The following is a 23969-nucleotide window of genomic DNA, read 5'->3' on the forward strand; positions in this document are numbered from 1 at the left end:
ATATATTATATAAAATTGTTAATATAATATATTAAAGAAGTGATGAAGTAAAGGCTACAGCAATTAAAGATGGCTTAACTTAGCAAAAAAGTGCATAGTATCCTATCACTTTGCTGATTACAAAATGCTTATAAGGATAATAACTTTTCTTTTGCTATACTCAAGCGCGGTTTTCTGTGGTGATTGTAATTTTAATTTACCATACTGTGGGCTCAGTTGTAATCTGGATCTATCATATAGAAATTTAAGTAATATAAAAAAATTGTTGAATAACGACGATAAGTTTGTTGCGCTTACGTTTGATGATGGGCCTTCCAACAATAGAGTAAACGATATTATTAATGTTCTGGAAAGCTATGAAGCAAAAGCAACGTTTTTTGTGCTTGGTGAACGTATAAATAAAAAAACATATGAGATAGTAAAGAAAATCCATGAAGCAGGTCATGAGTTAGGCAATCACTCTTGGTCGCATAGGAAGTTGACATCACTTTCAAGTGAGGAACAATTGCAAGAATTGGAAAAGACAAATACAGCAATTAAAAATGCAATAAAACAAGATGTAAAATGGTTTCGCCCGCCATATGGATGTCATGACGATAATCTGATTGAAAATACTGATCAATTAAATATGTATTCAATATTATGGACAGTTGATTCGCTAGATTGGCAAGGTGATAAACCAGAAGCTTTAGTTGAAAGAGTTTTAAGTAATGTACATAATGGAGCAGTTATACTGTTTCATGATCACAATAACAGATCAAACACAATTGAAGCTTTACCTCATATTATTAAAATACTAAAAAAATCGGGTTACAAGTTTGTTACCTTAAGTGAGTGGGAGGAAAGGGTTTGTAATACGGTAAAAGCCAGAAGTGTAACAATAAAAGAGGGGGAAAAAGTGCGTTTTGAAGGAATGTTATGTGGACAAAAAACAAAGTCTTTAACCGCAGAGCATTCATATTAGGTGGTATTCAGCTTACCATTTCCGCTATTTTTAGCTATAGGTTATATAATTTACAAATACGAAACAGACAAAAGTACGAAGCACTATCTAATAGTAATAGAATAAGAGTTGCTACTATTATGCCTCAGCGGGGCAAAATTTTAGATAGGAATAGCACTGAACTTGCGGTAAACAAAATTTCGTATGTTGTTCTGTTTGATGGGCAAAAAACTTCTGGTGAGGAGGTCGATTTGCAAACATTATCAGAAGTCGAGTCTAAAATAGCAAGATCGTCAGAAACAAAAGTAACTGCTCTTTATAAACGTTATTACCCGTTTGGTTCAATATGTTCTCATGTAATTGGATATACAAAAAGACAGCAAGGCATAAACGAAGTAGGAATCAGCGGTATTGAATATACATATGATCATATATTGAAAGGCAAGTCAGGAAAATCTGAGCAGGAAATAAATTCTAAAAAACGCGTCATAAAAGAATTATCAAGCATACCACAACAAGACGGACAAGATATACAGCTAACAATTGATATTAATCTGCAAGAGAAAATCGCAAAGGTATTTAAAGATCACCAAGGCTCCGCAGTGGTAATTGATGTAAGTAACGGAGAAATTTTAGCACTATATAATTCACCTTCTTACGATAATAATCTTTTTGCTAGCAGACTATCAAATGAGACTTGGGAAAGCTTGAATACTCCTTCATTACCACTTGTGAATCGTGCATTGTCGTATCAAATTCCACCTGGTTCAATATTTAAAGTAATAGTTGCGCTTGCGGGTTTAAAAGACGGGATAATAATACCAGAAGAGAAATTCTCGTGTAAGGGCTATATGAAAATAGGTGAGCGGAAATTTCGTTGCCTGAAAAGCAAAGTCCATGGGTATGTATCTTTAAATGAGGCAATGGCATTATCATGCAACACTTACTTTTATAACATAGGAAAAAAAATAAGTGTAGACTCTCTGGTGGAAATGGCCAGAAAATTTGGTATTGGCGGTGGGTCGCTGATTGGAACGTTTAAGGAAGAAGCTCCGGGATTGTTGCCCGATAGAGATTGGCGCGCACGAAAACTATATTCGCAGTGGTATTTAGGTGACACTATCAACTTAGTTATAGGACAAGGGTATTTGCTTACAACACCACTGCAGCTTGCAGTTCTTGCAGCGAGGATTGCAACAGGAAAAGAGGTAATTCCCCACATTGAAATGAGTAATACAGTGCAAAATTTCCCTGACATTGATGTAGATTATGAGCATTTTAGCATAATTCGAAAAGCTATGTTTGACGTGGTGAATTCTAACTATAGAAAAGGGCTAAGCAGCATACAAATTGCCGGCAAAACCGGTACACCAGAGATAAACTCTAAGGGTGAAAGTCATAAGTTATTTATCGCTTATGGTCCTTACCATAACCCGCGCTACGCAATCTCTGTGTTTATAGAACACGGCAAAGCCCCGCGCCAAGATGTTGCTATGGCTAATGAGATATTTCAATACATGCTTGAAAAGTAACTATAAATATTATGGCTATTACTTGTCGTGTATTATCTTAATATAAACATTAATTTAGTCATAAACTATTGACGAATGATGATAATCTAGTTATTATTAAATTATCATTAACAAGTGAAGTAAAAAATGCGTACATCAAATCTTGGTCCTTTAATTGCTGTTTTATCATTATCTGCATTTAGTTTCACAGCTAGTCAATATCTTCCTTATGTTATTACAGCAATTTCTGGTTCTGGTGCCATTGCAGCAGTTCCTTTAGCAATTTTTGCTGTTTCTACGGTTGTTGCATTGGCTTCAGTGATATATCTTATTAAACGGGCCATTTCTATAGCTGGTAATGAGAAAAAAATAGATCTGAGTGGAAAAGAATTTGATCAGTCTGACCAACAACATACTGAATTTCCAGAACCAACAAAAAAATCTGTGTGTGAAAATGGTACTGATCTGAAGAATAAGTCAAGTACGCCTACTCTTTCACAACATCAGCTAACACTTGGTGTAGCAATTCCTCCATTAACTGGTACTCCACCACCACCTCCTCCTCCTATGCCAACTCCTGAGCAATTGAATCAAGCAAGTGGTGCACCAGCTCCCAAGCTTACGATGCAAACCAAGGATGATGATATGTTCGCAGGGATAAAGAATGTAAAACTAAAGGAAACTGGTGGTCCTAGTATGCCTAAAGCTAATAATGATTTGCTTAAGGCAATAAAAAAAGGAACAAAACTCACGAACAAGAAAGAGTCTGACAAGAGGGAGAAAGAGAGGTTAAATAAACTGGAAGATGTGCAACCAAAAAATCTTATAGATGTTTTGTCCAAAAAGCTTCAGTCTCGATTTAAAGCAAATTATTCGAGTGATAGTGATGACGAAGATGACGATCAAAATCGTACACTTAATAGTGAATGGGAAGATGAACATCAAACACCTCCAAACCACCAATCAGACGATGAAAAAGGAACAAGCACTCCCGAGAGTGGTTATAGATCTGATGATGTGGATCAACAATATCCTAAAATTGCAGCTTTGCCAAGCCACCAACCAAATACAGAAAAGCCACCAATACCTCCTAGCCTGCTAATTTACAAACAGGACCTCAAGCTCCTCCTGCAACAACAGTGACTGAGGTGAATAGTGAGGTGAAAGATCCATCTACTCTTCCTTTTAAGGATCGCAAGGCACAGTTTGAGGGCAAATGAATTTCTTCCATTTGCCCTCTTCATAAGTAGCTATACAACAAAGCCCACTGGGATCCAGAAAAAAGGATGGTGTCATCCAAGTAGCTGACACTGGTTCCTTTATGACGGCAGTGCCCAGACACTGGTTCACTCTATAATAGTATCATTCCAGTGCCCCTTTCTCCTGTCATCCGAGTAGCTCCTTTCTTATCATTCCAGTGCTCCTTTTTTTGTCATTCCAGTGCGTGACACTGGAATCCAGCCTTTTCATAATCATCAAAACGTTGTATTTTAACATAAAACGGCTACTTTTATACTCACCAACTTAGCTAGATCCCAGTGCCCTCTTCTTGTCATTCCAGTGCGTGACACTGGAATCCAGCCTTTTCATAATCATCAAAACGTTGTATTTTAACATAAAACGGCTACTTTTCACTCACTAACTTAGCTAGATCCCAGTGCCCTCTTCTTGTCATTCCAGTGCGTGACACTGGAATCCAGCCTTTTCATAATCATCAAAACGTTGTATTTTAACATAAAACGGCTACTTTTATACTCACCAACTTAGCTAGATCCCAATGTCTGGGCACTGGGATGACAAAAAAAGGAGCACTGGAATGACACCTCTCTTGGGCTCTTTTAGCTACAAATATTTAAGAAATTTACCAAATGAAAAAAAAGGCAAAAGAAGCCCCGAGTAGCGAGTTTTGACTCTATATTACTGTAAGTGGCGCTGTAATAATGTGCTGACGCTTAGTTTAAGCGCGGTTTGGCTGAATGTAGAAAAAATTTAAAAGACATGCAGCCGCTATAATTTTATGTAATCCGCCAAAAAATACCCTAAGTTTTTTACTGAATTTTGTCATTGAGCCTGCAGGTCAAAAACAAGTTTTGAATCATAAATACCCTTATTGTCATAATAAGGGGGCTGGAGGAGTTTGTCAAGTGGTTTTTTTGTTTCATCCAACGCGCTGCCAAAAGTTTGTTATGCAAGAATGCATAGTATCCTAGCCATTTCTCACAGATTCATTTAAACTTAATCAAGTAGGAGTATTATTAACGCGAAAAGGGTTCAATTAGAGACTTAAGTGATATGGCGCGTGAGGAAGATATAAACCAATTAGTAGAAAATGGATTTGATATTAACTCAAAAGATGCAAGTGGAATCACTCTCTTGCATAAGTTCACAAAAGAAGGCGATTTAGTTGGAGTAAAATCATTGCTAGAGCACGAAGCTGATTTTAATGTCGTAGACAACGAAAATAGAAACCCACTGCATTACGCCATTATGCATGGACACAAGAAAATTGCTAAACTTTTTGTTAATCAACTGACAATCAATTCCAAGAATAAAAATGGATTCACTCCACTGCACCTTGCTGCACTACAAGATGACACGGAATTAATAAATTTTTTGATAACAAAAGGCGCAAAAATTAATGAAAAAGACGCCAAAGAGGGCTATACTCCTCTTCATATAGCTTCACTATACGGTTCTAAAAAAAGCGTCCAAATTTTAATTGATAGCGGAGCAAATCTCGAATGTGAAGATAACAATTTTCGCACTCCTTTGTTTTTAACTATCTATCAATGCACTGCACATTATGACAGCAGAGCAGAAATTATAGAATATCTGATAAAGAAAGGTGCAAATATAGAAGCCAAAGATGCAGAAAATAACACTACGCTTTTCCTAGCAGCGTATAACAACAAAATGCAAATAGTTAAACTTATTGCAAAAAGACAGCAAGCAAGTAACGATGAAATTAAACTTAAAGAGTTTTTTTGCACAAAAAACAACCATGGTTTTGATGCATTAGATTGCGCTATTGAGCATAATAATAGAAAAATGGTAACATTTCTTGTATCAAAAGGAATAGATGCAAATGATCAAGATTTTAATGGCAACGCCAGGCTGCATAAAGCTAGCCATAATGGTAACACTAAAACAGTTAAGCTCTTATTGAAGCTTAAGGTAAACATTAATGCTGTTACTAAATGTAACAGAACTCCCTTGCTACTGGCAGTTAAAAAAGGCCATACAAAAATTGTGAAAATGTTATTGGAAGTTAGAGCCAATATGAACATTTGTGAGCAACAAGGTTTTGCACCTCTACATCTTGCTGTTCAAAAGGATTATTTTGATATAGCTCAGCTGTTAACAGAAAAAGGTGCAGACCTTAACATTAAGTGTAATAACGGTCATACCGCAATAGATATATTCATTAGCAAGGCTCATAGCAAAAAAAACATCGAAGAAAATTACAAAAAATTTTGTAGATTTTTGATGCTTTACCTGAAAGAGCTACATAGTAAACACAAAGCCTGTTGTATACTTTCAACCCTAGCTCTAAGCTTAACAATTATAGGCTTACCATTTATTTTTAAGCCTATTATTAAATATAGAGAAAGAAGTAAAATATATAAAAAAACTAAGGCTATGCTGGAAAACTTACTCTACATTTAAGTACAAGAGGGGCGTACAAAAAAACATATATAGCTATACCGCCACGGCGCTAACGAGTAGCGGAATGACGAGTTACTATACCGCCGCGAACCGTCATACCGTCACGGTATCTCTAGATCCCGCTAACACGTAGCGGGATGACGGTTTTTCAAATCGTCGGTAAATCTAAGTCAGTTTAGCTATAGCCAGTGTAGGTCAAGCTAATATATGACAATTATCTGCTCGATGAAAACGAAATTAAATACATTTTTAATATTTTTATAGAAATCTATTAGTATAGATCTATATGCTGTTCTAATGGCTATTTTTAAATGCTTAATACTCCTCTTCATTATTTCTTGCACACACCTGCCTACTAAGCAACATCTCACTAATATAGGCAACGAAGATCATCATGATATAGGTGAGCACGATTATTCGTTGCAGCAATACAACACCTCTTTGGAGATTAATGAACCGGCAATACCAGAAATTATGCCTTTACCAATAGAGTTTCCCGATCTCACAATCAGTAATCAGCTTATTTCTATTAATGTTAGTGAAGAAGTATCAGTAAAAGATTTGCTGATTGAGATAGGAAAACTTTCTGACGTTAACTTGGATATAGACCCAAAAATATCAGGTAATATTATTTTAAAGCTAAAAGATAAGAATATAAATGAAGTAATTCAGAGTATAGCAAATAGCGCCAAATTGCGTTACTCAACAAGCAATGGTGTAATTAGAATTGAGCAGGACTTGCCATACGCGCAAAATTATTACGCAGACTTCATTAATATTCAACATTCTGCTCAAAGCAGTTTCGTCATTAGTAACAATATCACTAACAGTGATGGAAGTCACACTGATAGGGACTATAACAATGTTATGAAGTCTCAATACAGTAGTGACTTATGGAATTCATTAGAAAAAGGCTTGAATGCAATAATGGATGTTAACGGGGTGGATGATGGCGAATTCCTTTCATCCAACAGAGAAGCTGGTGTTATTATTTTGAATGCTAGAAAAGATATCCATAAAGCTGTTGAAGAATATATTAATAAGGTTAAGAAATTAGCGTCTTCTCAAGTAATGATAGAGGCAAAAATAGTTGAAGTTGTGTTAGATGACAAATATCTTTCTGGTATAAACTTAAATGACTTACGCGATGGAACTAAGTCTATAATAAATCAAGATAACTCCATTATTAACCTAGCAATGAACTTTGGTGCGAGTGATCTAGGAGATTTAGTAAGAAATTTAGACAAATTTGGCACTTCAACTGTAATTTCAAGCCCCAGAGTACATGCTATAAATAATCAGCAAGCGATGATTTCATTTACTAAAAACCATATTTATTTTACTTCCGACATACAAAAAGATACTAGAAATTCTAATCAGACCTTAATTACCAAGATGAATAGTGTTCCAATAGGTGTTGTGCTAATAATCCACCCAAGCATTAACATTGATACTAGTGAAATATTCATGGATATACATCCAACTTTATCAAGAATTAACGGCTACATTAAAGATCCAGATATAGAGTACATCGCACAGCAGAGTAAAATGAAATTAAATAGCGACATTCCAATTGTTGAAATCAGAGAAATGAACTCTATGTTAAAAATTAAGAGCGGTGAAATTATGGTAATCGGCGGGCTTATAGAACATAGGGAAGATAAGCAAAGCTTTAAAGCTACATTACATCAGAAGTCAAAAAGGCTAGCGAATAACATTAGAACAGTAGAAACTGTCATTTTTTTAAAAGCAACAATCGTACCAACATTTGGTTTGTTAGATAGAAAAGATAAGAATTTATATATATATTAAATCACTACTAAAAATTAAATATCAAACCAACTTCAATATTATGAGTGGATATGTCATCTGCAACAGGTATCGGAACGCTAAAGTAACGATAGCCGAGAAAGGTTTTGACTTCTGGGATTATTGAATAGTTAATACCAAGCTTTATTTGATAAGCAAACCAAGGAACATTAAGTGGCATTGAACTTTGGGGTGATCCATTAATTCTTTTTAATCTAAAAACTGTTGGTCCTATACCAAGGCCGATGTATGGAGCAAATTGCGTATCCTGAAAGCTGGGATTATAATATAAGTTTAACAAAAACGCAAATATACTTGCTGATTTATCAAATACCAGAGGAGAATTACTATTTTCAATATTGGCTCTAGAATACATGGCTTCAAAATCAACTCGGCCATTTTCTCCAGCATAGTAACCTAAAGATATGCTGTTAACCCATTGGAAATCAATTTTACCATTAAATTCTTTTATGCTTTTAATTTCATTTGCCACTATATTTTTTATCATAAAACCATAATGACTTTCAACTAAAGTTAGGACTCTCTCCCCTATTGCCTTTATACCCTTTACAAATGTTTCTGAATTATCATGGTATACCTTACCACCGTTAGCACTAACATAAAAATCAAGTTTTTTTGATTTTTCTTTTGTAGGCTGCTCATTATCAGCTTGATCTGCAATACGTGACCACATATTTTTCTGATCAGCTACTTGGAGAATAGAAGGTTGTTCAGTAGGACTACTTTCAAGTTCTTGATATTTTAAATCATTTATTAGTATTTTTTTCTCAGTAACCTCTTCAGAATGCATTACATCTTCATTATTGTCCGTTTCTAGTTTTAAGAGTTGTACTTGCTCAATGTGTGTATTACTAATATAAGTAATAAAAAAATAGACACATGGAATGAAAATCAAAAATAAAGTAATAGATATTTTAGTTATCACAAATGAACCCATAATTATCATTTATAGTATAACTACTATATCATATATTTCTTTAATGTACAAAAATTAAGAAAGAATATTTCCAATTAGATAATTATTTTCCACTCCTTTAACATTAACTTTCACAATACTCTTGGCTTGAGCTTTTGATTCAAGCTTTACTAATGCAAAATTTTCTGTTCTACCGACATTATTTTGCTCAACCAGAACACTTTGTTCAGTGCCTATCAAAGATTGATAAAAGCTACTCATCATTTCTCTATTCATTTCTCTTAAATTTTTTACTCGTTCTTTACGCACATTCTCTGGTACTTGTGGCATTCGTGCAGCAGGTGTATTCTTCCGCTCTGAATATGGAAAAGCATGTAGGTAAACTATATTTGTTTTTTTCAGTAAATCAACTGTATCCTGAAACATTTCATCAGTTTCTGTTGGAAATCCAGCAATAATATCAGCGCCAAATGCTATATTAGGCCTCAAGCTCTTCATTTTATGACAAAATTCTATTACTTGTTCTCTGTTGTGACGACGCTTCATTCTCTTTAGTATTAAATTATTACCAGATTGTAGACTCAAATGTAAATGAGGCATAAGTCTTGACTCATTAGCTATTAAATCCATTAATTCGTCGTCAACTTCAGCAACATCGATAGAGGAAAGTCTTAGCCTCTTCAACTCTGGTATATCTTTTAAAACTCTCCTAATCATTGAACCAAGTGATGGCTTGGCAAACAAATCTGTACCAAAGTCAGTAATATCAACACCTGTAAACACTACTTCTTGATATCCATTTTCTACAAAGATCCTAATTTGCTCTATAATACTGTTTATTGGCACAGATTGATTATTCCCTCTTGCCTCAGTAATTGAGCAAAATGTGCAGCTATGATTACAACCATTTTGAATTTCAATAAATGCCCTTGATTTATCTTCAAATCCATTAATTAGAACAGGTTCTGATTTGTTTACTTGGTTATCACTGACTAAGATTTTATCGTCATTTAGTAAGTAATTTTCAGCTTTTAGCTTATCTTGATTACCGAGCACTTTACTTACACCAGGAATGCTACTGTAAACTTCTGGATCCAACTGAACAGCACAACCAACTACGATAATTTCTTTACTTGGGTCGTTTTTATAGATCTTACGTATTTTTTGCTTTACTTGGCGTTCTGCTTCGTTTGTCACTGCACAGCTATGTACCACAACAACATTTTTTCTTTCTGCTTTTTTTAATGCTTCTTTGATTAACTCACTCTCGTAAAAATTTAGACGACAACCAAATGTTATCACTTCATTCATGCTAGTATTTTTTAGACCTTACAATTTAAATTATATCACACATCCAAGCAAAGTCTCTTGCATGACCATTGTTTTGGTAGATAAATGCTATGCAAGCAGCAGACACTGGGATGGCTTTGTTGCATAGCAACGTAAGTTTTTTCCAGAGTAAATAATTTTATGCGACTATTTCAAATTTAGGCATACCAATTACGTTGCAAATATCATTTTATAAACCCGACTGTTTGTCTCAAACCTATTCTGAACAGATGGGTTATTATATGTATCAAAATTACCACTTTGTTGCTGTAAATATTGTTGCCACCCTGCATTTTGGCCCAATTTCATACCAATTTTCCATGGCTTCGTTGATATCATGAAAAATATTTCCTCTTTTTTCTAGAAACTTGTTATATTCGTTTTGGTTACTGACTCTCATTTTTTGTGGCATATTTATCCTTAAATCGTCATTTTATAATGAATTTAGTCAGTAATCACTAGTTTTTCTGAACGCTATGCAACAAAGCCACCCCAGTGTCATGCTACTTGAATGACAAGAAAAAACCCACTGGGATAACAAGATTGAGATAGACTAGAAATTAAACGCTACTCCAGCTTCTGCACCAACAGTGCTGTAAAGAACTTTGAGTTCCCCTTTGCCGTCTTTGTCAGTTTTATCAAAGTTAGCACCATAAGAACCGAAATAGCGAGCTCCAGCGTAAAGTTTGACTTCTGGAGTTACATCGTAACTAACACCAGCTCTTGCTTGACCAGCAAAAGCAAATTTACCATTTTGACTACTCACAGCAGTTGCCAAAGGTGTGCTAATATACGCTGCACCAACACCAACACCAACATATGGAGTGATAGGCATGTCTTCAATCGCTACATCGTAATAAACGTTAACTAATCCTGAAATTGCTGTTAAGCTTTCTGCAACTGTATCACCTACTACATCTGCATCTTTATTCAACCATGAGTAAAGTCCTTCAACGTCAACCCTGATGTCGTCCATTTTATAACCAAACGCACCACCGCCAGCTATAAAAGATGCTTTTAAGGGACTATTATTGTCTTTGCCTGATTTATGTGCAATACCATCAACTTTTGTGAAAAGAGGTAAAATTTCACCGTTGTATTGCAAACGAACGTAGTAGCTAGTTTCTTCATCACTTATTGGACCAACAGGATCTGAGAAAGCAGAGTTTGATAAACTTAGCAACGTTGCTAAAGCGGCTGCTGAAAAAAACTTTTTATAATGCATAATTGTCCTCGTAAAAAAAAATTAAAATTCCACTTTAGCAGTCTAAGTAACAACTAAAGTTAAGTCAAGTGCTAACTTAATAACACAAAATATTCTACATTTTAACTAATTTTTAGGAGAAGACAAAGATTTTATTAATGAATAAATAGAGTTACACGACTTTTGATTTTTTGGTATAGCTAACATAGGTAAGATTTACTATCGAAAGACCTCGTCATTCCGCTGCTTGTTAGCGGATGAGATACCGTGACGGTATGACGTAGGACTGCTGTCATTCCGCCACGTGTTAGCGGGATCTAGAGATACCGTGACGGTATGACGTAGGACTTGCTGTCATTCCGCTACGTGTTAGCGGCTGAGATACCGCGAATGAATCGCGGTATGACGGTTAATTATTCCGCGCGGGATGACAAGAAAGGAGCAGCAGGATGACGCCTCACCATGTCATTCCAGTGCTTGACACTGGAATCTAGTCCTTATTATGCAGCCTACTTGACACGTTCATTAAAGTTAAGTTTCCTGGATCCAAGTAGTCAGGGCACTGGAATGACAGGGGAAGGTACTAGCCTGACAACCGTCATCCCGCTACGTGTTAGCGGGATCTAGAGATACCGTGACGGTATGACGTAGGACTGCTGTCATTCCGCCACGTGTTAGCGGCTGAGATACCGCGAATGAATCGCGGTATGACGGTTCGTGGCAGCAGACGATAACCTCATCATCCCGCTACATGTTAGCGGATGAGATACCGCGAATGAACCGCGGTATGACGTAGGGCTGTGCTAGCTATAGGTGCATTATATGAAGAAGTACTGGCGTTAGAAATATTAAAAAAGAAATACTTACACTAAAAGAAACTTCAGTAGTAAATTCAAAAAGGAAGTTTAAACCCAGGTGGTAAACCCATCATACCTGCAAGATCAGAAGTTGCATTTGCCATATCTTCTTCTGCTTTTTTAACGGCATCATTAAACGCTGCTGTTACTAAATCCTCTACTATATCTTTTTCCTCATTTCTCATAAGTTCTAAGTCTATGTTCACCTTTTTAGCTTTATAGCTACCTATTTTTATGACTTCCACTAATACAGAAACTTTGCCACCACCAGAAATACCTTGAAACTCTTTCCCAACATATTTTTCTTGAGCTTCTGCAAGCTTTTTTTGCATCTCTTGCGCTTGTTTCATTATTTGACTAAAATCCACAACTTACTCCTTATTTTCTATATTAACTACTTTTGCACCTTTAAATGTATCAAGTATATCCTTAACTGCAGGTGCATAATTTAAATTACTCACTTCCCTATTTATATAACCCGTATCAACTGTAATAACCCACTCCTGCTGAGTCACCTGGTTTAAGTAATTTTTTAAATCATTGCAAAAATTACTATCCAACTTAGATACAGCTTTTAATTTTAAATATCCAGGTTTACAATCTATTAATTGTAGATTATTACACAGTTGTTTGTAAAGATAAATTTGGTTACTCCGCCTTAATAGTTGCAAAACTTTGTCAAAATCATAATTTTGTTGCTGTTCATTTCCTATACTATGCGTATTTCCCTGCTGTGCATTCTGCGAAAGAATTTTTTTGACCACTTGTTCCGGAGAAGGCAGATCAGAAAGATAACAGAGGCTAATTAACACCATTTCAGCAGCAACATCGTTGCATGTTGAAGTTTTTATATCTTGAATACCTTTAAGCAACACCTTCCACAATCTCGAAAAAAATATTAAAGACTTCTTTATACTTAAATCTTTTATCCTGTTCTTTTCATACTCTGTAACTGCATTATCAATTTCTTTTGTAATCAAAAAACGGCATACTAACTGAATTGTTTGCAATAGACCTTCAAAAATACTAAGTGGGTTTGCTGTTTTTATCGCCTTGTCAAACACTGATAGAGCTTTCTGTAAATCACCTTCTAATATTGCTCCTAATAGATCGAATATAATATCTTTATCCACTAGGCCAAGTATGTCTATCACATTTTTAGTGGATATTGCACCATCTTTGCTATATAGCACTGCTTGATTCATCAAAAACAAGGCGTTACGCATTGAATTTCCAGAATGTCGTGCAATTAACTCTAATGCCCCCTTTTCAATGGAATAACTCTCTTTTTGTGCAACATCATTTAAACGTTCTACTATTTTAGCTACAGGAATGTTGTGTAAATCAAATCTTTGACAACGTGCAATAATAGTTATTGGTATCTTTTTTATTTCTGTAGTTGCTAAAATGAATTTTACACTAGAGGGTGGCTCTTCTAGGGTTTTAAGTAATGCGTTAAATGCACTGCTGGATAACATGTGTACTTCATCTATAATGTAGACTTTGAATTTAGAGCTTATAGGTGAATAGCAAATATCTCCCAGGATTACTTTAACATCGTCAATGCTAGTGTGACTTGCTGCATCAATTTCAATCACATCTGGATGGCTTGAATTTTTTATTGCTAGACAATTTTCACATGATCCGCAAGGTTCAAAAATTGGCCCCAGGGAACAATTCAAACATAAAGCTATTATCCTTGCAGTGGTGGTTTTACCAACTCCACTACTACCAGAGAGCAGTATAGACTGTGGGATTTTGTTTAAAATAAAAGCATTTTCTAATACACGCACTAATATATCTTGACCTACTAGATCTTTAAAGCTACTAGGACGATGTTTTAATGCTATATTCATAGCCTCTGATAAAACAAATAAGAAATAGGTATGCAACCCAAAAAGGTTCTGATATGGCTGCTTCATTTCTGATCTGACCAAATTACAGAGTTTTTGCCTGCATACCTTATAAAATATTATACTTTTTTTTTTATTTAGCAAGGTATATCCTATATTAGTCTTATAATTTATATGTTAGACCTTTTGCAACATTACTTTGGAGTAAACAACTGTTACCTAAAATACTCTTCTCTTGTCATTCCAACTTGGATCCAGAGAAAAAAGATGTGGATTTCAGTGTCACACACTGGAATAACAACCTATAGGTACTGGGATAACAAAAGAGGAATATTATGATTTTATATCATTTTCCTCTTTGTCCATTTTCACGAAAAGTTAGAACTTTTCTAAAAGAAAAAAAATTAGGCTGCGATCTAGTGTATGAAAATCCGTGGGAAAAACGGAATGAATTTATGGAGATCAATCCAACTGGGCAAGTACCAGTATTAATAGATAATAACTTTGTAATAGCGGATAGTAATGCCATTTGTGAATATATAGAAGAGACTTACAATAGCGACGTCAAATTACTTGGTTCATCCACTATTATTAAGTCTAAAATACGCGCTCTAATCAATTGGTTCGACAACAAATTTTACAATGAAGTTACTAAGTATATTATGAATGAAAAAGTAATTACTAACCGCAGCCCTGACTCTAGATTTCTTCATGCAGCTCAGCATAACCTGCCTTGCCATATGGAATACATCGAACACTTAATTAACAAGAACGTTTGGCTTGCAACTGATAAGTTCACTTTGGCTGATATTGCTTTAGCATCGCATATTTCCGTAATGGATTATGTAAGTAGTTTTCCATGGGAAAAAAGTAAAATTTTAAAAGAATGGTACTCCATTGTTAAATCAAAGCCTTGTTTTCGTGAGATATTATTAGAGAGAGTTTCCGGTTTAACCCCTCCTAAACATTACGCTGACCTTGATTTTTAACTTATGTTAGCTTTAAAGCTACAGTCATTCCTTCATCAGTTGGAATCAATATAGAGAAATATTTCTTTTCATCTGATAATCTATTATTAAACTCCCTCATAGCATGCCATGATTTTTCTGATACTTCTTTTGGAGGCGATTCTAAAAATACTGTATTAAATAATAGAGTGTTATCTGCAACGATTAGCCCATCTTGTTTAATGTATGACTCTGCCCAATCTAAATACTTAGGATAACTACTTTTGTCAGCATCGATGAATATCATGTCAAATGGTGCCTTTGCTGATAATTCATTAATTTTTTCCAGTGCATCACCTTCTATTAGAGTAATTTTATCACTTAGATTAAAAGCACTAAAATTTTTTTTTGCTATTCTTGAGTGTTGAGGATTATTTTCTATTGTATATATATGACCGTCTTTCAGTAGAGCTTTTGCCATGCAAATCGACGAATAACCGTATAACGTGCCAATCTCAACAATACTTTTGATTTTATGGATTTTTATAAATAAACTTAATAGCTTTCCTTCTTCAGGGCCAATCTGAATATGTTGCTTTTTTTCAAGAATACAATATTCTTCTATTTTTTTATATTCTTTTGCAAATAGATTTCTTATATATGATAATTTTATACTAAAATTATTACGCATTACGTTTTATATTATAAATTAGGGAAGCTTAATTCATACACAGTTTATAAATATAATAATATAGTTTAAAATAATAAAAACATTTATTTTAAGTTATTATTTCATAGTATAAAATTTTAAGTGACAAAAATTATTATATATCGTACTATGGTTAACTAGTATAATAAACAATCGATTATTATACTAGAATTAAAGGGATTGTTTATGCGCATTTCTCTTTTTAAAATATAATTTTTATAATCAATTAGAGGGGGTTATATGTCTTATACTATTGCTAGTGAAGTTGAAACGTTAAACAAAAAATCTAACAAGAATGAAGGGGTTATGTTACTACATAATCCAGCTTATCGTGAAAAGTATAAAGAACGTTTTAATGAAGCTCAGAGAAAAGTTATGGATATGGTTCAGTTTTATGATGGGACAATAGTATTAATAGAGAATAAAATCGCTATGTATTACTACACTTGGCACAGTAAAAAAAGAGAGTTTGAGCGTAAAAAACAACAAACAGTAGTGAAAAACAATGACTCAGCATAGAGTCTTTTATATGGTAAGCTACAGTGGTATTACTTCACTATAGCTTTTCCATATAATTTATCTATCACATCAGTAAGATATTTCAGCTCTTTATACCCTTCATGTTTAACTTTATTATGCTCTATATATGACTTACCATCATCGTTAAGCTTGATGAAAAATATTGGAGTGGCTGTGATACCAAGTTTATTGATTGCCAGTGATTTATCATTTACGATTTTATCCATAATTTTCTTATCATTAATGCATTGGTTAAATGCATCTTGCTTTAAGTTGCTTAGTGCAGCAATTCTTTGTAGTAAAGTCAAATCACTTAAATTGTAGTAATTCCACGAATCTATTGAGTTAAAAACAGCTTTGTTAAAATTAAAGTAGTCTTCTTGTTTTTCGTAGCAATGACTTAGCATTGCAGCCTTTAGCCCTCTGTAATCCAAAGGAAAATGACGAAATATATATAACATCTTACCTGTGTCTATATATTTCTCTTTAATTTTAGGAAAAACATTCTTATGAAAAAGAGAGCAGTGATAGCAAGTTAATGAAGCATATTCTATCATTAGAATTGGTGCTTTTGGATCTCCTAATAATTTATCATCAGGTAATAGTGATAGTAACTCCTTTGATGTTATTTCATTAGTTTCTTTTTGAATATGTTGGTTACTGGATTTAACAACTGCATAAGAATTAACACTCATAAGAATTAGTAAAAACAATAGTCTGAAAATCATTACAATACAAACACTTAACTTACTAAAAAAATTACATATTTATATTAATAATGTCAAGATAACTTTTGTTTAGCAAGGCTTTCAGCCCTATCTTTAAATGCAGCAATTATTTTACTCTGTGTATATTTATATACTGAGTTTAATAAAGTGGAAAATGAGTTGGACTTAAACTTAAACTCTATATAAAACTTTACCATAGTTTTATTTTCATCTATGGGAATGAATTGCCATTCATTGTATAGATGTTTAAATATTCCATTTGATGATACAGCTTTTATCCAACCTTCATTTGTTCCACTTGGAGAAAGAAAGGTTACTTCTGATGTGTACTTTCCTTTAATTCCATGAAAAACTGCGAGAAGATCCACAACCATTTGGTTGTCAATTTTTTCTTTTATATAAACGGCTTTGCACCAAGGAACAAAATCAGGATACCTTTCAACATCAATTACAATTTGGAATACTTCATTAGGCGAACATAGGAAGGTACCTTGTTCTCTGCATTGATGAAGCATAAATTTAGTACCAATCAAAAAAGGATCCGTATCTACCGTCAGCCTTAGTAGATTCCTGAGACCTGAAGTTAAGGTGGGCATCGCATATTAGTTTCAACGAAACCAGCAGAGGCAATTCCCTTCTCTAGAAATTATCGCTCGGGAAATTTAACTTAACTCATAACGCATAGCACAGACCCTTACTTGAATTATAGATGATTTACACAGGGCATGTCTATAGGTATATTAAAGTCAGCGATTATTATTTAATCTTTATTAAATTTTGCATTTTAAGTATTATAGTTTATCTTATGAACATTACTAAAGTTTTAATCATTATTGTTTTTATTGCAATTTCTTCAAGAGCTTACACTAGTTGTACAGATCACAAAATTTTTGTGCATACTATGAAGCAACAAGTGGATGGTATATCTACAAAAGGAAATAGAAAAAACCTAGGGCATGTACACGAAAAGCTTCAGGAGGTCATTCAGAATAATGTTAACCTCAAAGGAATATCGCAATTCGTTATAGGAAAACATTGGGCTTTAGTTAAACAAAAAGAAAAAGAAGATTTTTTAAGAGAGTATGAAGTGTATCTTACGCGTTTGTGCGTTAAAATTTTATATAAATACATGCATGATAGTGAAATGATCATAATGAGTACAAAAGCAGTTGACGATGAAACTTGCTTAATTGGTACAAGATTTTCTTACGGTGATGAAGAATTTACAAATATTGATTTTAAAGTTACTAAAAATAACAGTTCTTTCTTGATAAGTGATGTTGTAATGAGTGGAATAAGTATTGCTATTAATCAACGTTCTCAATTTAGTGAAAAAATCGACACGCATGGCATAGCAAGCGTTATAGCTGAATTAAAATGCAATAACAATCCATGATATATATGCCTCATTGGCCTAAACCGCTTGGTAGTAGACCAAAGGATTTTTCTCTTGATCGCATAAAAAGCTTTCCAAATAAATTGGACAATCCTGAGAAAAAAATGCCTCCCGTAATTTATATAGCTGGGACTAACGGGAAAGGCTCAACACTAGCATTTATAAGATATATAATGCAAGCAGCAGGGTATAAGGTCCATGCATACACTTCTCCACATTTGGTGAATTTTAATGAAAGAATAGTTATTGCAGGCAGTTATATCGACGATAATGAATTATATAGCTTATTAGAAGAATGCCGTGCCGTGATTGCAGAACAACCTATCACTCTGTTTGAAGCTGCAACTATTGCAGCTTTTTTAGCTTTTTCTCGTCATAAAGCCGATATTACTTTAGTTGAAGTAGGTATGGGCGGAAGACTTGATGCAACAAATGTTATAGATAGTCCGATTTTAACAATAATTACTTCCATTGCCCTTGATCATACAGAATATCTTGGCCCTACTGTAGAAATTATAGCAGGTGAAAAGGCTGGAATAATGAAACCTAATGTTCCTTGCGTAATAGCACCACAAGAAAAGTCTGTGATGAGTACACTAGAATTCCATGCAATAAATAAGAAATCTCCTCTATATAGAGGAGGTCTTGAATGGAATTGCAAAAAAAAGAACAACAAAATGGTTTTCCAATCAGCTATTCAATCAATAGAATTTCCTTTGCCATCTCTGAAGGGTGAACACCAAATAATCAATGCAGGAAACGCCATTGCAGCATGTAGTATTTTAAGTGGAAAATATGGATTTGATATTGGAGAAGAGGATATCACTTCAGGTTTACAGCGTACCTACTGGCCTGCACGACTAGAGCTAATAAAAGAGGGTAATTTAATTTCCCTACTACCGAAAGATTGGCAATTATTTTTAGATGGTGCGCACAATAATGACGGTGCTAGAGTGCTATCTCAGTGGGTAAAAGATAATTTTGCTGAAGGTATCTATATAATTTTTGGTGTTACTCGTAACAGAAATGTGGCAGAGTTCTTAGAGCACTTAAAGCCATATATCAAGCTACTATGTGCGGTTTGTGTTAAGTCTGAACCTAAAGCAACAAATACAAATTTGATTAGGGAAAAAGCCAATAACATAGGAATAAAAGCAGTTGAATGTGAATCAATTGGCGATGCAATATCAAATCACATATTAAAAGCCTCTATCCAAAACATCAAAACCATACTAATCTGTGGCTCATTGTTCCTAGCTAGAGACTTCGCTATGGAGAATAACTAACTTTGATGATATGTGAGCATTAACTGACCGATGGGGAAATAACTTTGATTGCTCATAGTACTGCTTGGTTGTTCGTCATCAACTTCTACAAGTGGACCATCACCTTTAAATTGCTCCTCAATTGAATTTATAGTCGTCTTTTTGAGAATATAATTACTTGCAGCATTGAAAACAGGTGAAGTAACAATTAAAAGCTTGAATGGTAATGAAAGTAATAAGCCGGATAACATCATAGAGTTAGTTATACCAAAGCCGTTGGCAACTAAATCTAATCCCACACCGAAAAACATTAAAGATGTACAGATTATGTTGCTCAAAATAAATGAATTTTTTAGCCACTTTAATTTAGTCCTATCACTCTTTGAAAAATTTTCGCATTCTTGGTCAAAGTAAAACAATAATAAAATATTAGTCTGATTATTAAACTCTTTTCCATTTCTAGTATAAATGCTCTTGATAGCTGAACTCAAAATAAATCCTGCTAACAAGGGAGCAAGAAAACCTACTGCTATTGGTACATTACAAGAAATACCATTAATGATTAAAAATGCAATTGATGTGAAGAATACTAAAAGACTTCCTAAGAGATGTGAATAAGAAGAATATTTTGAATAAGCAGTTACATTATTGTTAATTGACTGCTGCTTATTATAGAGTTTATTTCTGTGCTTATCATCTAAGTATTTTTGCAATTCTTCATAACTGCGACTCCACAACTTACCGCGTAATTCTTTTATTAAATTATTTCTTTTATTGAGACCTTTCTCCAACGGCTCTATTATAAATTCTTCAAAAAATGGCTTATTTAATGCAATAACCTTAAATTTCTCCTCCGCTTCTTTATTGTTTGGGTTTTTATCTGGGTGATATTTTAACGATAATTTACGATATTGTTCACTAAACTTTTTATTAATATTCTCAATGCCAGAATTTACCACATCCTTCTTCTGAATACCAAACATTAAAAACAACCGCTTAAAAGCGTGATACTCATTTTCATTCAAAATCTTTCTAGCCATATTACACCTGCAAATTAACTAACTATTAATGTTCTATAATATACATATTTCCAAACTATGTCAATTATTTCATAAATATCTCTGGTAAAAATTATTTCTGTTATGACTAGCATGATAAGTGTATGAAGCGACTAAAATTGTCATTACAGCGCTTAGTGTACGACAGTGCTCCAACATTTAGGGTTGCAGTTTACTTGTAAGCAAGCAAACTGAGTTGGTGAGTATAAAAGTATAGCTTCTACGTCATAACGCCGCGGTATCTCTAGATCCCGCTAACAAGTAGCGGGATGACGAGATGCCACCGCGAACCGTCATACCGCGATTCATTCGCGGTATCTCTTAGCCGCTAACAAGCAGCGGAATGACGAATTTGTCGTCATGCTGCCGCGAACCGTCATACCGCCGTGGTATCTCAGCCGCTAACAAGTAGCGGGATGACGGTTGTCGTTTAGCTATAAATATTTAAGAAATTTACCAAACGAAAAAAAGGCAAAGAAATCCCGTGGTAATTAGTGTTCACTCCCTAATCCTGCAAATTGGCGTACTATACTGTCTTAAACGACTTATAAGCGCGTTTCAGCTTACATAGGCAAAAACCTAGAAATGTTGTGAAGACATAGGATGCACATAGTGCAAAAAATTAAAAATAAGACGCCAACTACGTTGTTTTTTTGCTGTTTAATCTGCACAGATGAAGATAACTGAATACCTTCAGTACCATGATAAGAGGGCTGGCGGAGTTTGTCAAGGAATTTTTTCGTTTCTATGTTGTCAGCTACTTGGATTTGCCACCTGTTAATTACAACGTTCGTACAGATGTATGCTTGACATAGGATCCAGAAAATTTAGTTATATATAGGAAAATCTGATTTGACTACACCAACTCACGTTCAGCAAAAAAGAAAGCTATCTCCTTACGAGCATTTTCTAGACTATCCGAGCCGTGAACTCTATTTTCACTAATGTCATCAGCAAAATCACCCCTGATTGTACCTTTATCTGCCTGCTTTGGATCGGTAGCTCCCATGATTTGTCTGTATTTACTTACTGCATTTTCACCAACTAAAACTTGAACTATCACAGGACCAGAAGTCATAAACTCTACCAATTCCCCAAAAAAAGACCTATCTTTATGAATTTTATAAAACAGCTCTGCTTGTTTTTTTGTCAGTAACATCATTTTTTGTGCTATAATTTTGAGCCCAGAGCTTTCAATGTATGAATTTATCTTGCCTGTAATATTATTTTTTACTGCATCAGGTTTTAATATCGAAAGTGTTCTCTCAATTGCCATATTATCTCCTTATATAAAATAGTATATTTATAGATTTATTTTATTGTAAATTTTGATTTGATAAAAGCAGTTTTTTATTTATAGTTAAGAATAAACCATCAAGGGAGTATTGTATGCATACTTGTTGTAAAAAAACTAATGAAAAACCTGAATCTACTACCAAACAACTGGTTGAAACTGAATCTACTGCTAAAAAATTGGTCAATAACTTGAAATCGTCAATTTTTTGTGGAGCAAAAGGGTTTTTAACTTTTAATTTGGCTTTTTTAAGTTATTTAGAATATGGTATGTGTGACCATATTCTACAAAAACAAGGAAAAAGTAATAATCAATACACGGAGCTAAAAAAAGGCGCTGCCTTTGCAATGAAAAGAAACACTATTCCATTTCTTGAAATGGCTATCATAGTGCCATTTGTTTGTTTTGCGCTGCCAGCTATGGTAGGTAGTATAAGTCTTATGCAGTGTGCGCTTATATGTGCTGCATTGATGGTTACAACATGCTTTTTTGTAAGAACTTTTCACGTGCGTGAGTGGTCACTAGAAAAATGGACCAAACATAGTACACAAGAAATAGATGGGCAATTTAAGAAAGATACTATAAAATTTCCTATCTTTGATCAAAATAGAAAGCATATTGAGTATAATTCGCCTAACTCAGGGCGACCACTGGATGAAACAAGTAGCACCTCCCTTTTCGTTAAAGTTTTACTTTTTCCCCTCAAGGTTCTTCTGAATGTCCTGCAAAGTTGTATAATGCTATCTTTAGCTGCTGTTGAACTTCTTGAAACGGTACCAAGTCTTTTTGTCGATACATTTTTCGATTGGAACTTCACATCCACCAAGAGTAACCTGAAGAGATCAGGCCACTTATTGTATGCCAGTGTAAGAAATTTAGTGCCTATAACTAAATTTGATGAGTGTGTAGCTAATTTTATAGGCATCCCAGAAGTAACTTGTTGTAGTAGTGCGTAGGTGAAAAAGGCAGTTATCTTATTTAATCTTGGCGGGCCTGATTCACTAAATGCGGTCCGTCCTTTTTTATTCAACCTTTTTTATGACAGGAGAATAATCAATCTACCGAATCCCTTTCGGTTTCTTTTAGCAAAGTTTATATCTGCGAAACGAGAAAATACTGCACGAAAAATATACGAGGAAATCGGAGGTAAATCGCCAATTCTGGAGAATACAAAAATGCAAGCTAATGCTTTAGAACTAAAATTAAATGAAGATAGAAACCATGTACACAAGGTATTCATTTGCATGCGCTATTGGCATCCATTTGCTGACGAAGTTGTTAAAAGTGTAAAACAGTTTGATCCTGATGAAGTAATTTTGCTGCCACTATACCCTCAATATTCAACTACCACAACTTTGTCATCCATCGAAAATTGGCAAAAAAATGCTAAAAAGCATGGCCTAAAATGCAATACAAAAATAATTCATCATTATTATGACAATGAAAACTTTATTGAGGCTCATACTAACTTGATAGCCAAGTACTACAAATTAGCCAGCAGGATTGGTAAGCCAAGAGTCCTATTTTCAGCTCATAGCTTGCCCCTTAGCGTTATTAAAAAAGGCGACCCTTACGCTTCACAGGTAGAAAGAAGCGTAGAGTTAATAGTAGAAAAGTTAGCTATCAATAACTTAGATTGGTCAATATGTTATCAGAGTAAGATTGGTCCTGTAAAATGGCTAGAGCCAAGCACTGAAAGTGAGCTATCACGTACAAAAGCTGATGGTGTACCTGTAGTTTTATCACCTATATCTTTTGTTTCTGAGCATTCAGAAACTCTAGTTGAACTTGATATAGAATATAAAGCAATTATCAAGGATGGATATTATTTTCGCGTACCAACTCTCAGTATTGATTCCTTGTTTATAAAATGCTTAGCCGATTTATGCATAAATCACCCTTAAAGTCCTGATTTATAGGGCTTTTCTTCAAGGCTTTTATGTG

General features: G+C 34.3%; 23 protein-coding genes, 2 other RNA genes and 1 pseudogene. 13 read left to right on the forward strand and 13 right to left on the reverse strand.

Translation table 11 applies throughout. From position 1 onward, the window contains the following. Positions 1 to 124: 124 nt before the first annotated feature. From AAGD68_RS06085 to AAGD68_RS06105, 5 genes are all read left to right on the forward strand, one after another. Positions 125 to 964: a polysaccharide deacetylase family protein gene (locus AAGD68_RS06085; protein WP_341814194.1), complete on the forward strand. Its 840-nt coding sequence runs from the start codon at positions 125 to 127 to the stop codon at positions 962 to 964. Beyond that, positions 919 to 2475, forward strand: coding sequence for a penicillin-binding transpeptidase domain-containing protein (locus AAGD68_RS06090; RefSeq protein ID WP_264687761.1), 1557 nt, complete (start codon positions 919 to 921; stop codon positions 2473 to 2475). Before AAGD68_RS06085 ends, AAGD68_RS06090 begins: the two co-directional genes overlap by 46 nt. Positions 2476 to 2601: 126 nt before the next feature. Further along, on the forward strand, positions 2602 to 3597 hold the full coding sequence (locus AAGD68_RS06095; protein WP_265045145.1) for a hypothetical protein: 996 nt from the start codon (positions 2602 to 2604) through the stop codon (positions 3595 to 3597). 1149 nt (positions 3598 to 4746) lie between these two features. Beyond that, positions 4747 to 6120: an ankyrin repeat domain-containing protein gene (locus AAGD68_RS06100; RefSeq protein ID WP_341814195.1), complete on the forward strand. Its 1374-nt coding sequence runs from the start codon at positions 4747 to 4749 to the stop codon at positions 6118 to 6120. 297 nt (positions 6121 to 6417) lie between these two features. Beyond that, positions 6418 to 7932, forward strand: a complete 1515-nt coding sequence (locus AAGD68_RS06105) for a secretion system protein (RefSeq protein ID WP_253309243.1) — start codon at positions 6418 to 6420, stop codon at positions 7930 to 7932. A 7-nt stretch (positions 7933 to 7939) separates the two neighbouring features. Here the strand turns inward: AAGD68_RS06105 and AAGD68_RS06110 are convergent, their stop codons facing one another. The 4 genes from AAGD68_RS06110 to AAGD68_RS06125 form a co-directional block, all read right to left on the reverse strand. After that, positions 7940 to 8875 carry an outer membrane protein gene (locus tag AAGD68_RS06110; protein ID WP_253309242.1) on the reverse strand — a complete coding sequence of 312 codons (936 nt, stop codon included), beginning with the start codon at positions 8873 to 8875 and terminating at the stop codon, positions 7940 to 7942. Between the two features lie 66 nt (positions 8876 to 8941). After that, positions 8942 to 10177, reverse strand: a complete 1236-nt coding sequence (gene mtaB / locus AAGD68_RS06115; RefSeq protein ID WP_253309241.1) for a tRNA (N(6)-L-threonylcarbamoyladenosine(37)-C(2))-methylthiotransferase MtaB — start codon at positions 10175 to 10177, stop codon at positions 8942 to 8944. A 271-nt stretch (positions 10178 to 10448) separates the two neighbouring features. Continuing rightward, positions 10449 to 10607, reverse strand: coding sequence for a hypothetical protein (locus tag AAGD68_RS06120; protein WP_265045148.1), 159 nt, complete (start codon positions 10605 to 10607; stop codon positions 10449 to 10451). 141 nt (positions 10608 to 10748) lie between these two features. Next, a complete protein-coding gene (locus AAGD68_RS06125) occupies positions 10749 to 11420 on the reverse strand; it encodes a P44/Msp2 family outer membrane protein (RefSeq protein ID WP_253309239.1) in 672 nt (223 codons plus the stop codon). Positions 11421 to 11861: 441 nt separating this feature from the next. On the opposite strand from AAGD68_RS06125, the gene AAGD68_RS06130 reads away from it, so the two are divergent. Further along, positions 11862 to 12026, forward strand: coding sequence for a hypothetical protein (locus AAGD68_RS06130; RefSeq protein ID WP_264687755.1), 165 nt, complete (start codon positions 11862 to 11864; stop codon positions 12024 to 12026). 265 nt (positions 12027 to 12291) lie between these two features. Here the strand turns inward: AAGD68_RS06130 and AAGD68_RS06135 are convergent, their stop codons facing one another. The 3 genes from AAGD68_RS06135 to ffs all read right to left on the reverse strand — a co-directional run bounded on the left by AAGD68_RS06135 (position 12292) and on the right by ffs (position 14222). Next, positions 12292 to 12606: a YbaB/EbfC family nucleoid-associated protein gene (locus tag AAGD68_RS06135; protein ID WP_064125278.1), complete on the reverse strand. Its 315-nt coding sequence runs from the start codon at positions 12604 to 12606 to the stop codon at positions 12292 to 12294. Between the two features lie 21 nt (positions 12607 to 12627). Then, a complete protein-coding gene (dnaX, locus tag AAGD68_RS06140; protein ID WP_265045150.1) occupies positions 12628 to 14112 on the reverse strand; it encodes a DNA polymerase III subunit gamma/tau in 1485 nt (494 codons plus the stop codon). 20 nt (positions 14113 to 14132) lie between these two features. Next, positions 14133 to 14222, reverse strand: an RNA gene (gene ffs / locus AAGD68_RS06145) — signal recognition particle sRNA small type. Positions 14223 to 14283: 61 nt separating this feature from the next. On the opposite strand from ffs, the gene AAGD68_RS06150 reads away from it, so the two are divergent. Both AAGD68_RS06150 and AAGD68_RS06155 read left to right on the forward strand, forming a co-directional pair. Then, the gene (locus AAGD68_RS06150; protein ID WP_187297265.1) at positions 14284 to 14448 is read left to right on the forward strand and encodes a hypothetical protein; all 165 of its coding nucleotides are present in this window, start codon (positions 14284 to 14286) and stop codon (positions 14446 to 14448) included. Next, entirely contained in the window at positions 14445 to 15098 is a 654-nt protein-coding gene (locus AAGD68_RS06155) for a glutathione S-transferase family protein (protein ID WP_064125276.1), read from the forward strand. Before AAGD68_RS06150 ends, AAGD68_RS06155 begins: the two co-directional genes overlap by 4 nt. A gap of 1 nt (position 15099) precedes the next feature. On the opposite strand, the gene AAGD68_RS06160 is transcribed toward AAGD68_RS06155, so the two are convergent. Beyond that, positions 15100 to 15747 (reverse strand): O-methyltransferase, encoded by a 648-nt coding sequence (locus tag AAGD68_RS06160; RefSeq protein ID WP_253309236.1) that lies wholly within the window; start codon positions 15745 to 15747, stop codon positions 15100 to 15102. A 258-nt stretch (positions 15748 to 16005) separates the two neighbouring features. Between AAGD68_RS06160 and AAGD68_RS06165 the strand changes: the two genes are divergently transcribed. Further along, positions 16006 to 16284, forward strand: coding sequence for a DUF2671 domain-containing protein (locus tag AAGD68_RS06165; protein WP_253309235.1), 279 nt, complete (start codon positions 16006 to 16008; stop codon positions 16282 to 16284). A gap of 29 nt (positions 16285 to 16313) precedes the next feature. On the opposite strand, the gene AAGD68_RS06170 is transcribed toward AAGD68_RS06165, so the two are convergent. The 3 genes from AAGD68_RS06170 to ssrS form a co-directional block, all read right to left on the reverse strand. After that, on the reverse strand, positions 16314 to 17012 hold the full coding sequence (locus tag AAGD68_RS06170) for a DsbA family protein (RefSeq protein ID WP_253309234.1): 699 nt from the start codon (positions 17010 to 17012) through the stop codon (positions 16314 to 16316). A 53-nt stretch (positions 17013 to 17065) separates the two neighbouring features. Then, on the reverse strand, positions 17066 to 17527 hold the full coding sequence (locus AAGD68_RS06175; RefSeq protein WP_253309233.1) for a type II toxin-antitoxin system RatA family toxin: 462 nt from the start codon (positions 17525 to 17527) through the stop codon (positions 17066 to 17068). 19 nt (positions 17528 to 17546) lie between these two features. After that, a non-coding RNA gene (gene ssrS / locus AAGD68_RS06180) (6S RNA) lies at positions 17547 to 17708 on the reverse strand. A gap of 109 nt (positions 17709 to 17817) precedes the next feature. Between ssrS and AAGD68_RS06185 the strand changes: the two genes are divergently transcribed. Together AAGD68_RS06185 and AAGD68_RS06190 are read left to right on the forward strand one after the other, a co-directional pair. Beyond that, complete coding sequence (locus AAGD68_RS06185; protein ID WP_253309232.1) at positions 17818 to 18408, forward strand: phospholipid-binding protein MlaC; 591 nt, start codon at positions 17818 to 17820, stop codon at positions 18406 to 18408. Then, positions 18405 to 19694 carry a folylpolyglutamate synthase/dihydrofolate synthase family protein gene (locus tag AAGD68_RS06190; RefSeq protein WP_341814196.1) on the forward strand — a complete coding sequence of 430 codons (1290 nt, stop codon included), beginning with the start codon at positions 18405 to 18407 and terminating at the stop codon, positions 19692 to 19694. Before AAGD68_RS06185 ends, AAGD68_RS06190 begins: the two co-directional genes overlap by 4 nt. Positions 19695 to 20506: 812 nt before the next feature. Here AAGD68_RS06190 and AAGD68_RS06790 read toward each other — a convergent pair. Further along, a pseudogene (locus AAGD68_RS06790) lies at positions 20507 to 20656 on the reverse strand (DnaJ domain-containing protein); the annotation flags it as partial. Positions 20657 to 21587: 931 nt separating this feature from the next. Continuing rightward, complete coding sequence (gene ndk, locus AAGD68_RS06200) at positions 21588 to 22007, reverse strand: nucleoside-diphosphate kinase (protein WP_341814197.1); 420 nt, start codon at positions 22005 to 22007, stop codon at positions 21588 to 21590. Positions 22008 to 22120: 113 nt separating this feature from the next. Between ndk and AAGD68_RS06205 the strand changes: the two genes are divergently transcribed. Both AAGD68_RS06205 and hemH read left to right on the forward strand, forming a co-directional pair. Then, positions 22121 to 22981 carry a hypothetical protein gene (locus AAGD68_RS06205; RefSeq protein WP_341814198.1) on the forward strand — a complete coding sequence of 287 codons (861 nt, stop codon included), beginning with the start codon at positions 22121 to 22123 and terminating at the stop codon, positions 22979 to 22981. Further along, on the forward strand, positions 22982 to 23929 hold the full coding sequence (hemH, locus tag AAGD68_RS06210) for a ferrochelatase (protein WP_253309227.1): 948 nt from the start codon (positions 22982 to 22984) through the stop codon (positions 23927 to 23929). It begins immediately after the preceding gene. The last annotated feature ends 40 nt before the right edge of the window (positions 23930 to 23969 follow it).

The sequence above is a fragment of the Wolbachia endosymbiont (group A) of Machimus atricapillus genome, assembly GCF_964027095.1.
Taxonomy (GTDB): Bacteria; Pseudomonadota; Alphaproteobacteria; order Rickettsiales; family Anaplasmataceae; genus Wolbachia.

Excerpts from the sequence above, each read along its gene's own strand:
- AAGD68_RS06100 (WP_341814195.1), top strand. The coding sequence starts at position 4,747 with ATGGCGCGTGAGGAAGATATAAACCAATTAGTAGAAAATGGATTTGAT.
- AAGD68_RS06085 (WP_341814194.1), top strand. The coding sequence starts at position 125 with ATGCTTATAAGGATAATAACTTTTCTTTTGCTATACTCAAGCGCGGTT.
- AAGD68_RS06155 (WP_064125276.1), top strand. The coding sequence starts at position 14,445 with ATGATTTTATATCATTTTCCTCTTTGTCCATTTTCACGAAAAGTTAGA.
- AAGD68_RS06170 (WP_253309234.1), bottom strand. The coding sequence starts at position 17,012 with ATGATTTTCAGACTATTGTTTTTACTAATTCTTATGAGTGTTAATTCT.
- AAGD68_RS06205 (WP_341814198.1), top strand. The coding sequence starts at position 22,121 with ATGCATACTTGTTGTAAAAAAACTAATGAAAAACCTGAATCTACTACC.
- AAGD68_RS06135 (WP_064125278.1), bottom strand. The coding sequence starts at position 12,606 with ATGAAACAAGCGCAAGAGATGCAAAAAAAGCTTGCAGAAGCTCAAGAA.
- mtaB (WP_253309241.1), bottom strand. The coding sequence starts at position 10,177 with ATGAATGAAGTGATAACATTTGGTTGTCGTCTAAATTTTTACGAGAGT.
- AAGD68_RS06190 (WP_341814196.1), top strand. The coding sequence starts at position 18,405 with ATGATATATATGCCTCATTGGCCTAAACCGCTTGGTAGTAGACCAAAG.
- AAGD68_RS06175 (WP_253309233.1), bottom strand. The coding sequence starts at position 17,527 with ATGCTTCATCAATGCAGAGAACAAGGTACCTTCCTATGTTCGCCTAAT.
- AAGD68_RS06095 (WP_265045145.1), top strand. The coding sequence starts at position 2,602 with ATGCGTACATCAAATCTTGGTCCTTTAATTGCTGTTTTATCATTATCT.
- AAGD68_RS06130 (WP_264687755.1), top strand. The coding sequence starts at position 11,862 with ATGTCATTCCAGTGCTTGACACTGGAATCTAGTCCTTATTATGCAGCC.
- AAGD68_RS06105 (WP_253309243.1), top strand. The coding sequence starts at position 6,418 with ATGGCTATTTTTAAATGCTTAATACTCCTCTTCATTATTTCTTGCACA.
- AAGD68_RS06150 (WP_187297265.1), top strand. The coding sequence starts at position 14,284 with ATGTTAGACCTTTTGCAACATTACTTTGGAGTAAACAACTGTTACCTA.
- AAGD68_RS06125 (WP_253309239.1), bottom strand. The coding sequence starts at position 11,420 with ATGCATTATAAAAAGTTTTTTTCAGCAGCCGCTTTAGCAACGTTGCTA.
- AAGD68_RS06160 (WP_253309236.1), bottom strand. The coding sequence starts at position 15,747 with ATGCGTAATAATTTTAGTATAAAATTATCATATATAAGAAATCTATTT.
- AAGD68_RS06090 (WP_264687761.1), top strand. The coding sequence starts at position 919 with ATGTGGACAAAAAACAAAGTCTTTAACCGCAGAGCATTCATATTAGGT.
- AAGD68_RS06165 (WP_253309235.1), top strand. The coding sequence starts at position 16,006 with ATGTCTTATACTATTGCTAGTGAAGTTGAAACGTTAAACAAAAAATCT.
- AAGD68_RS06120 (WP_265045148.1), bottom strand. The coding sequence starts at position 10,607 with ATGCCACAAAAAATGAGAGTCAGTAACCAAAACGAATATAACAAGTTT.
- ndk (WP_341814197.1), bottom strand. The coding sequence starts at position 22,007 with ATGGCAATTGAGAGAACACTTTCGATATTAAAACCTGATGCAGTAAAA.
- AAGD68_RS06185 (WP_253309232.1), top strand. The coding sequence starts at position 17,818 with ATGAACATTACTAAAGTTTTAATCATTATTGTTTTTATTGCAATTTCT.
- dnaX (WP_265045150.1), bottom strand. The coding sequence starts at position 14,112 with ATGAATATAGCATTAAAACATCGTCCTAGTAGCTTTAAAGATCTAGTA.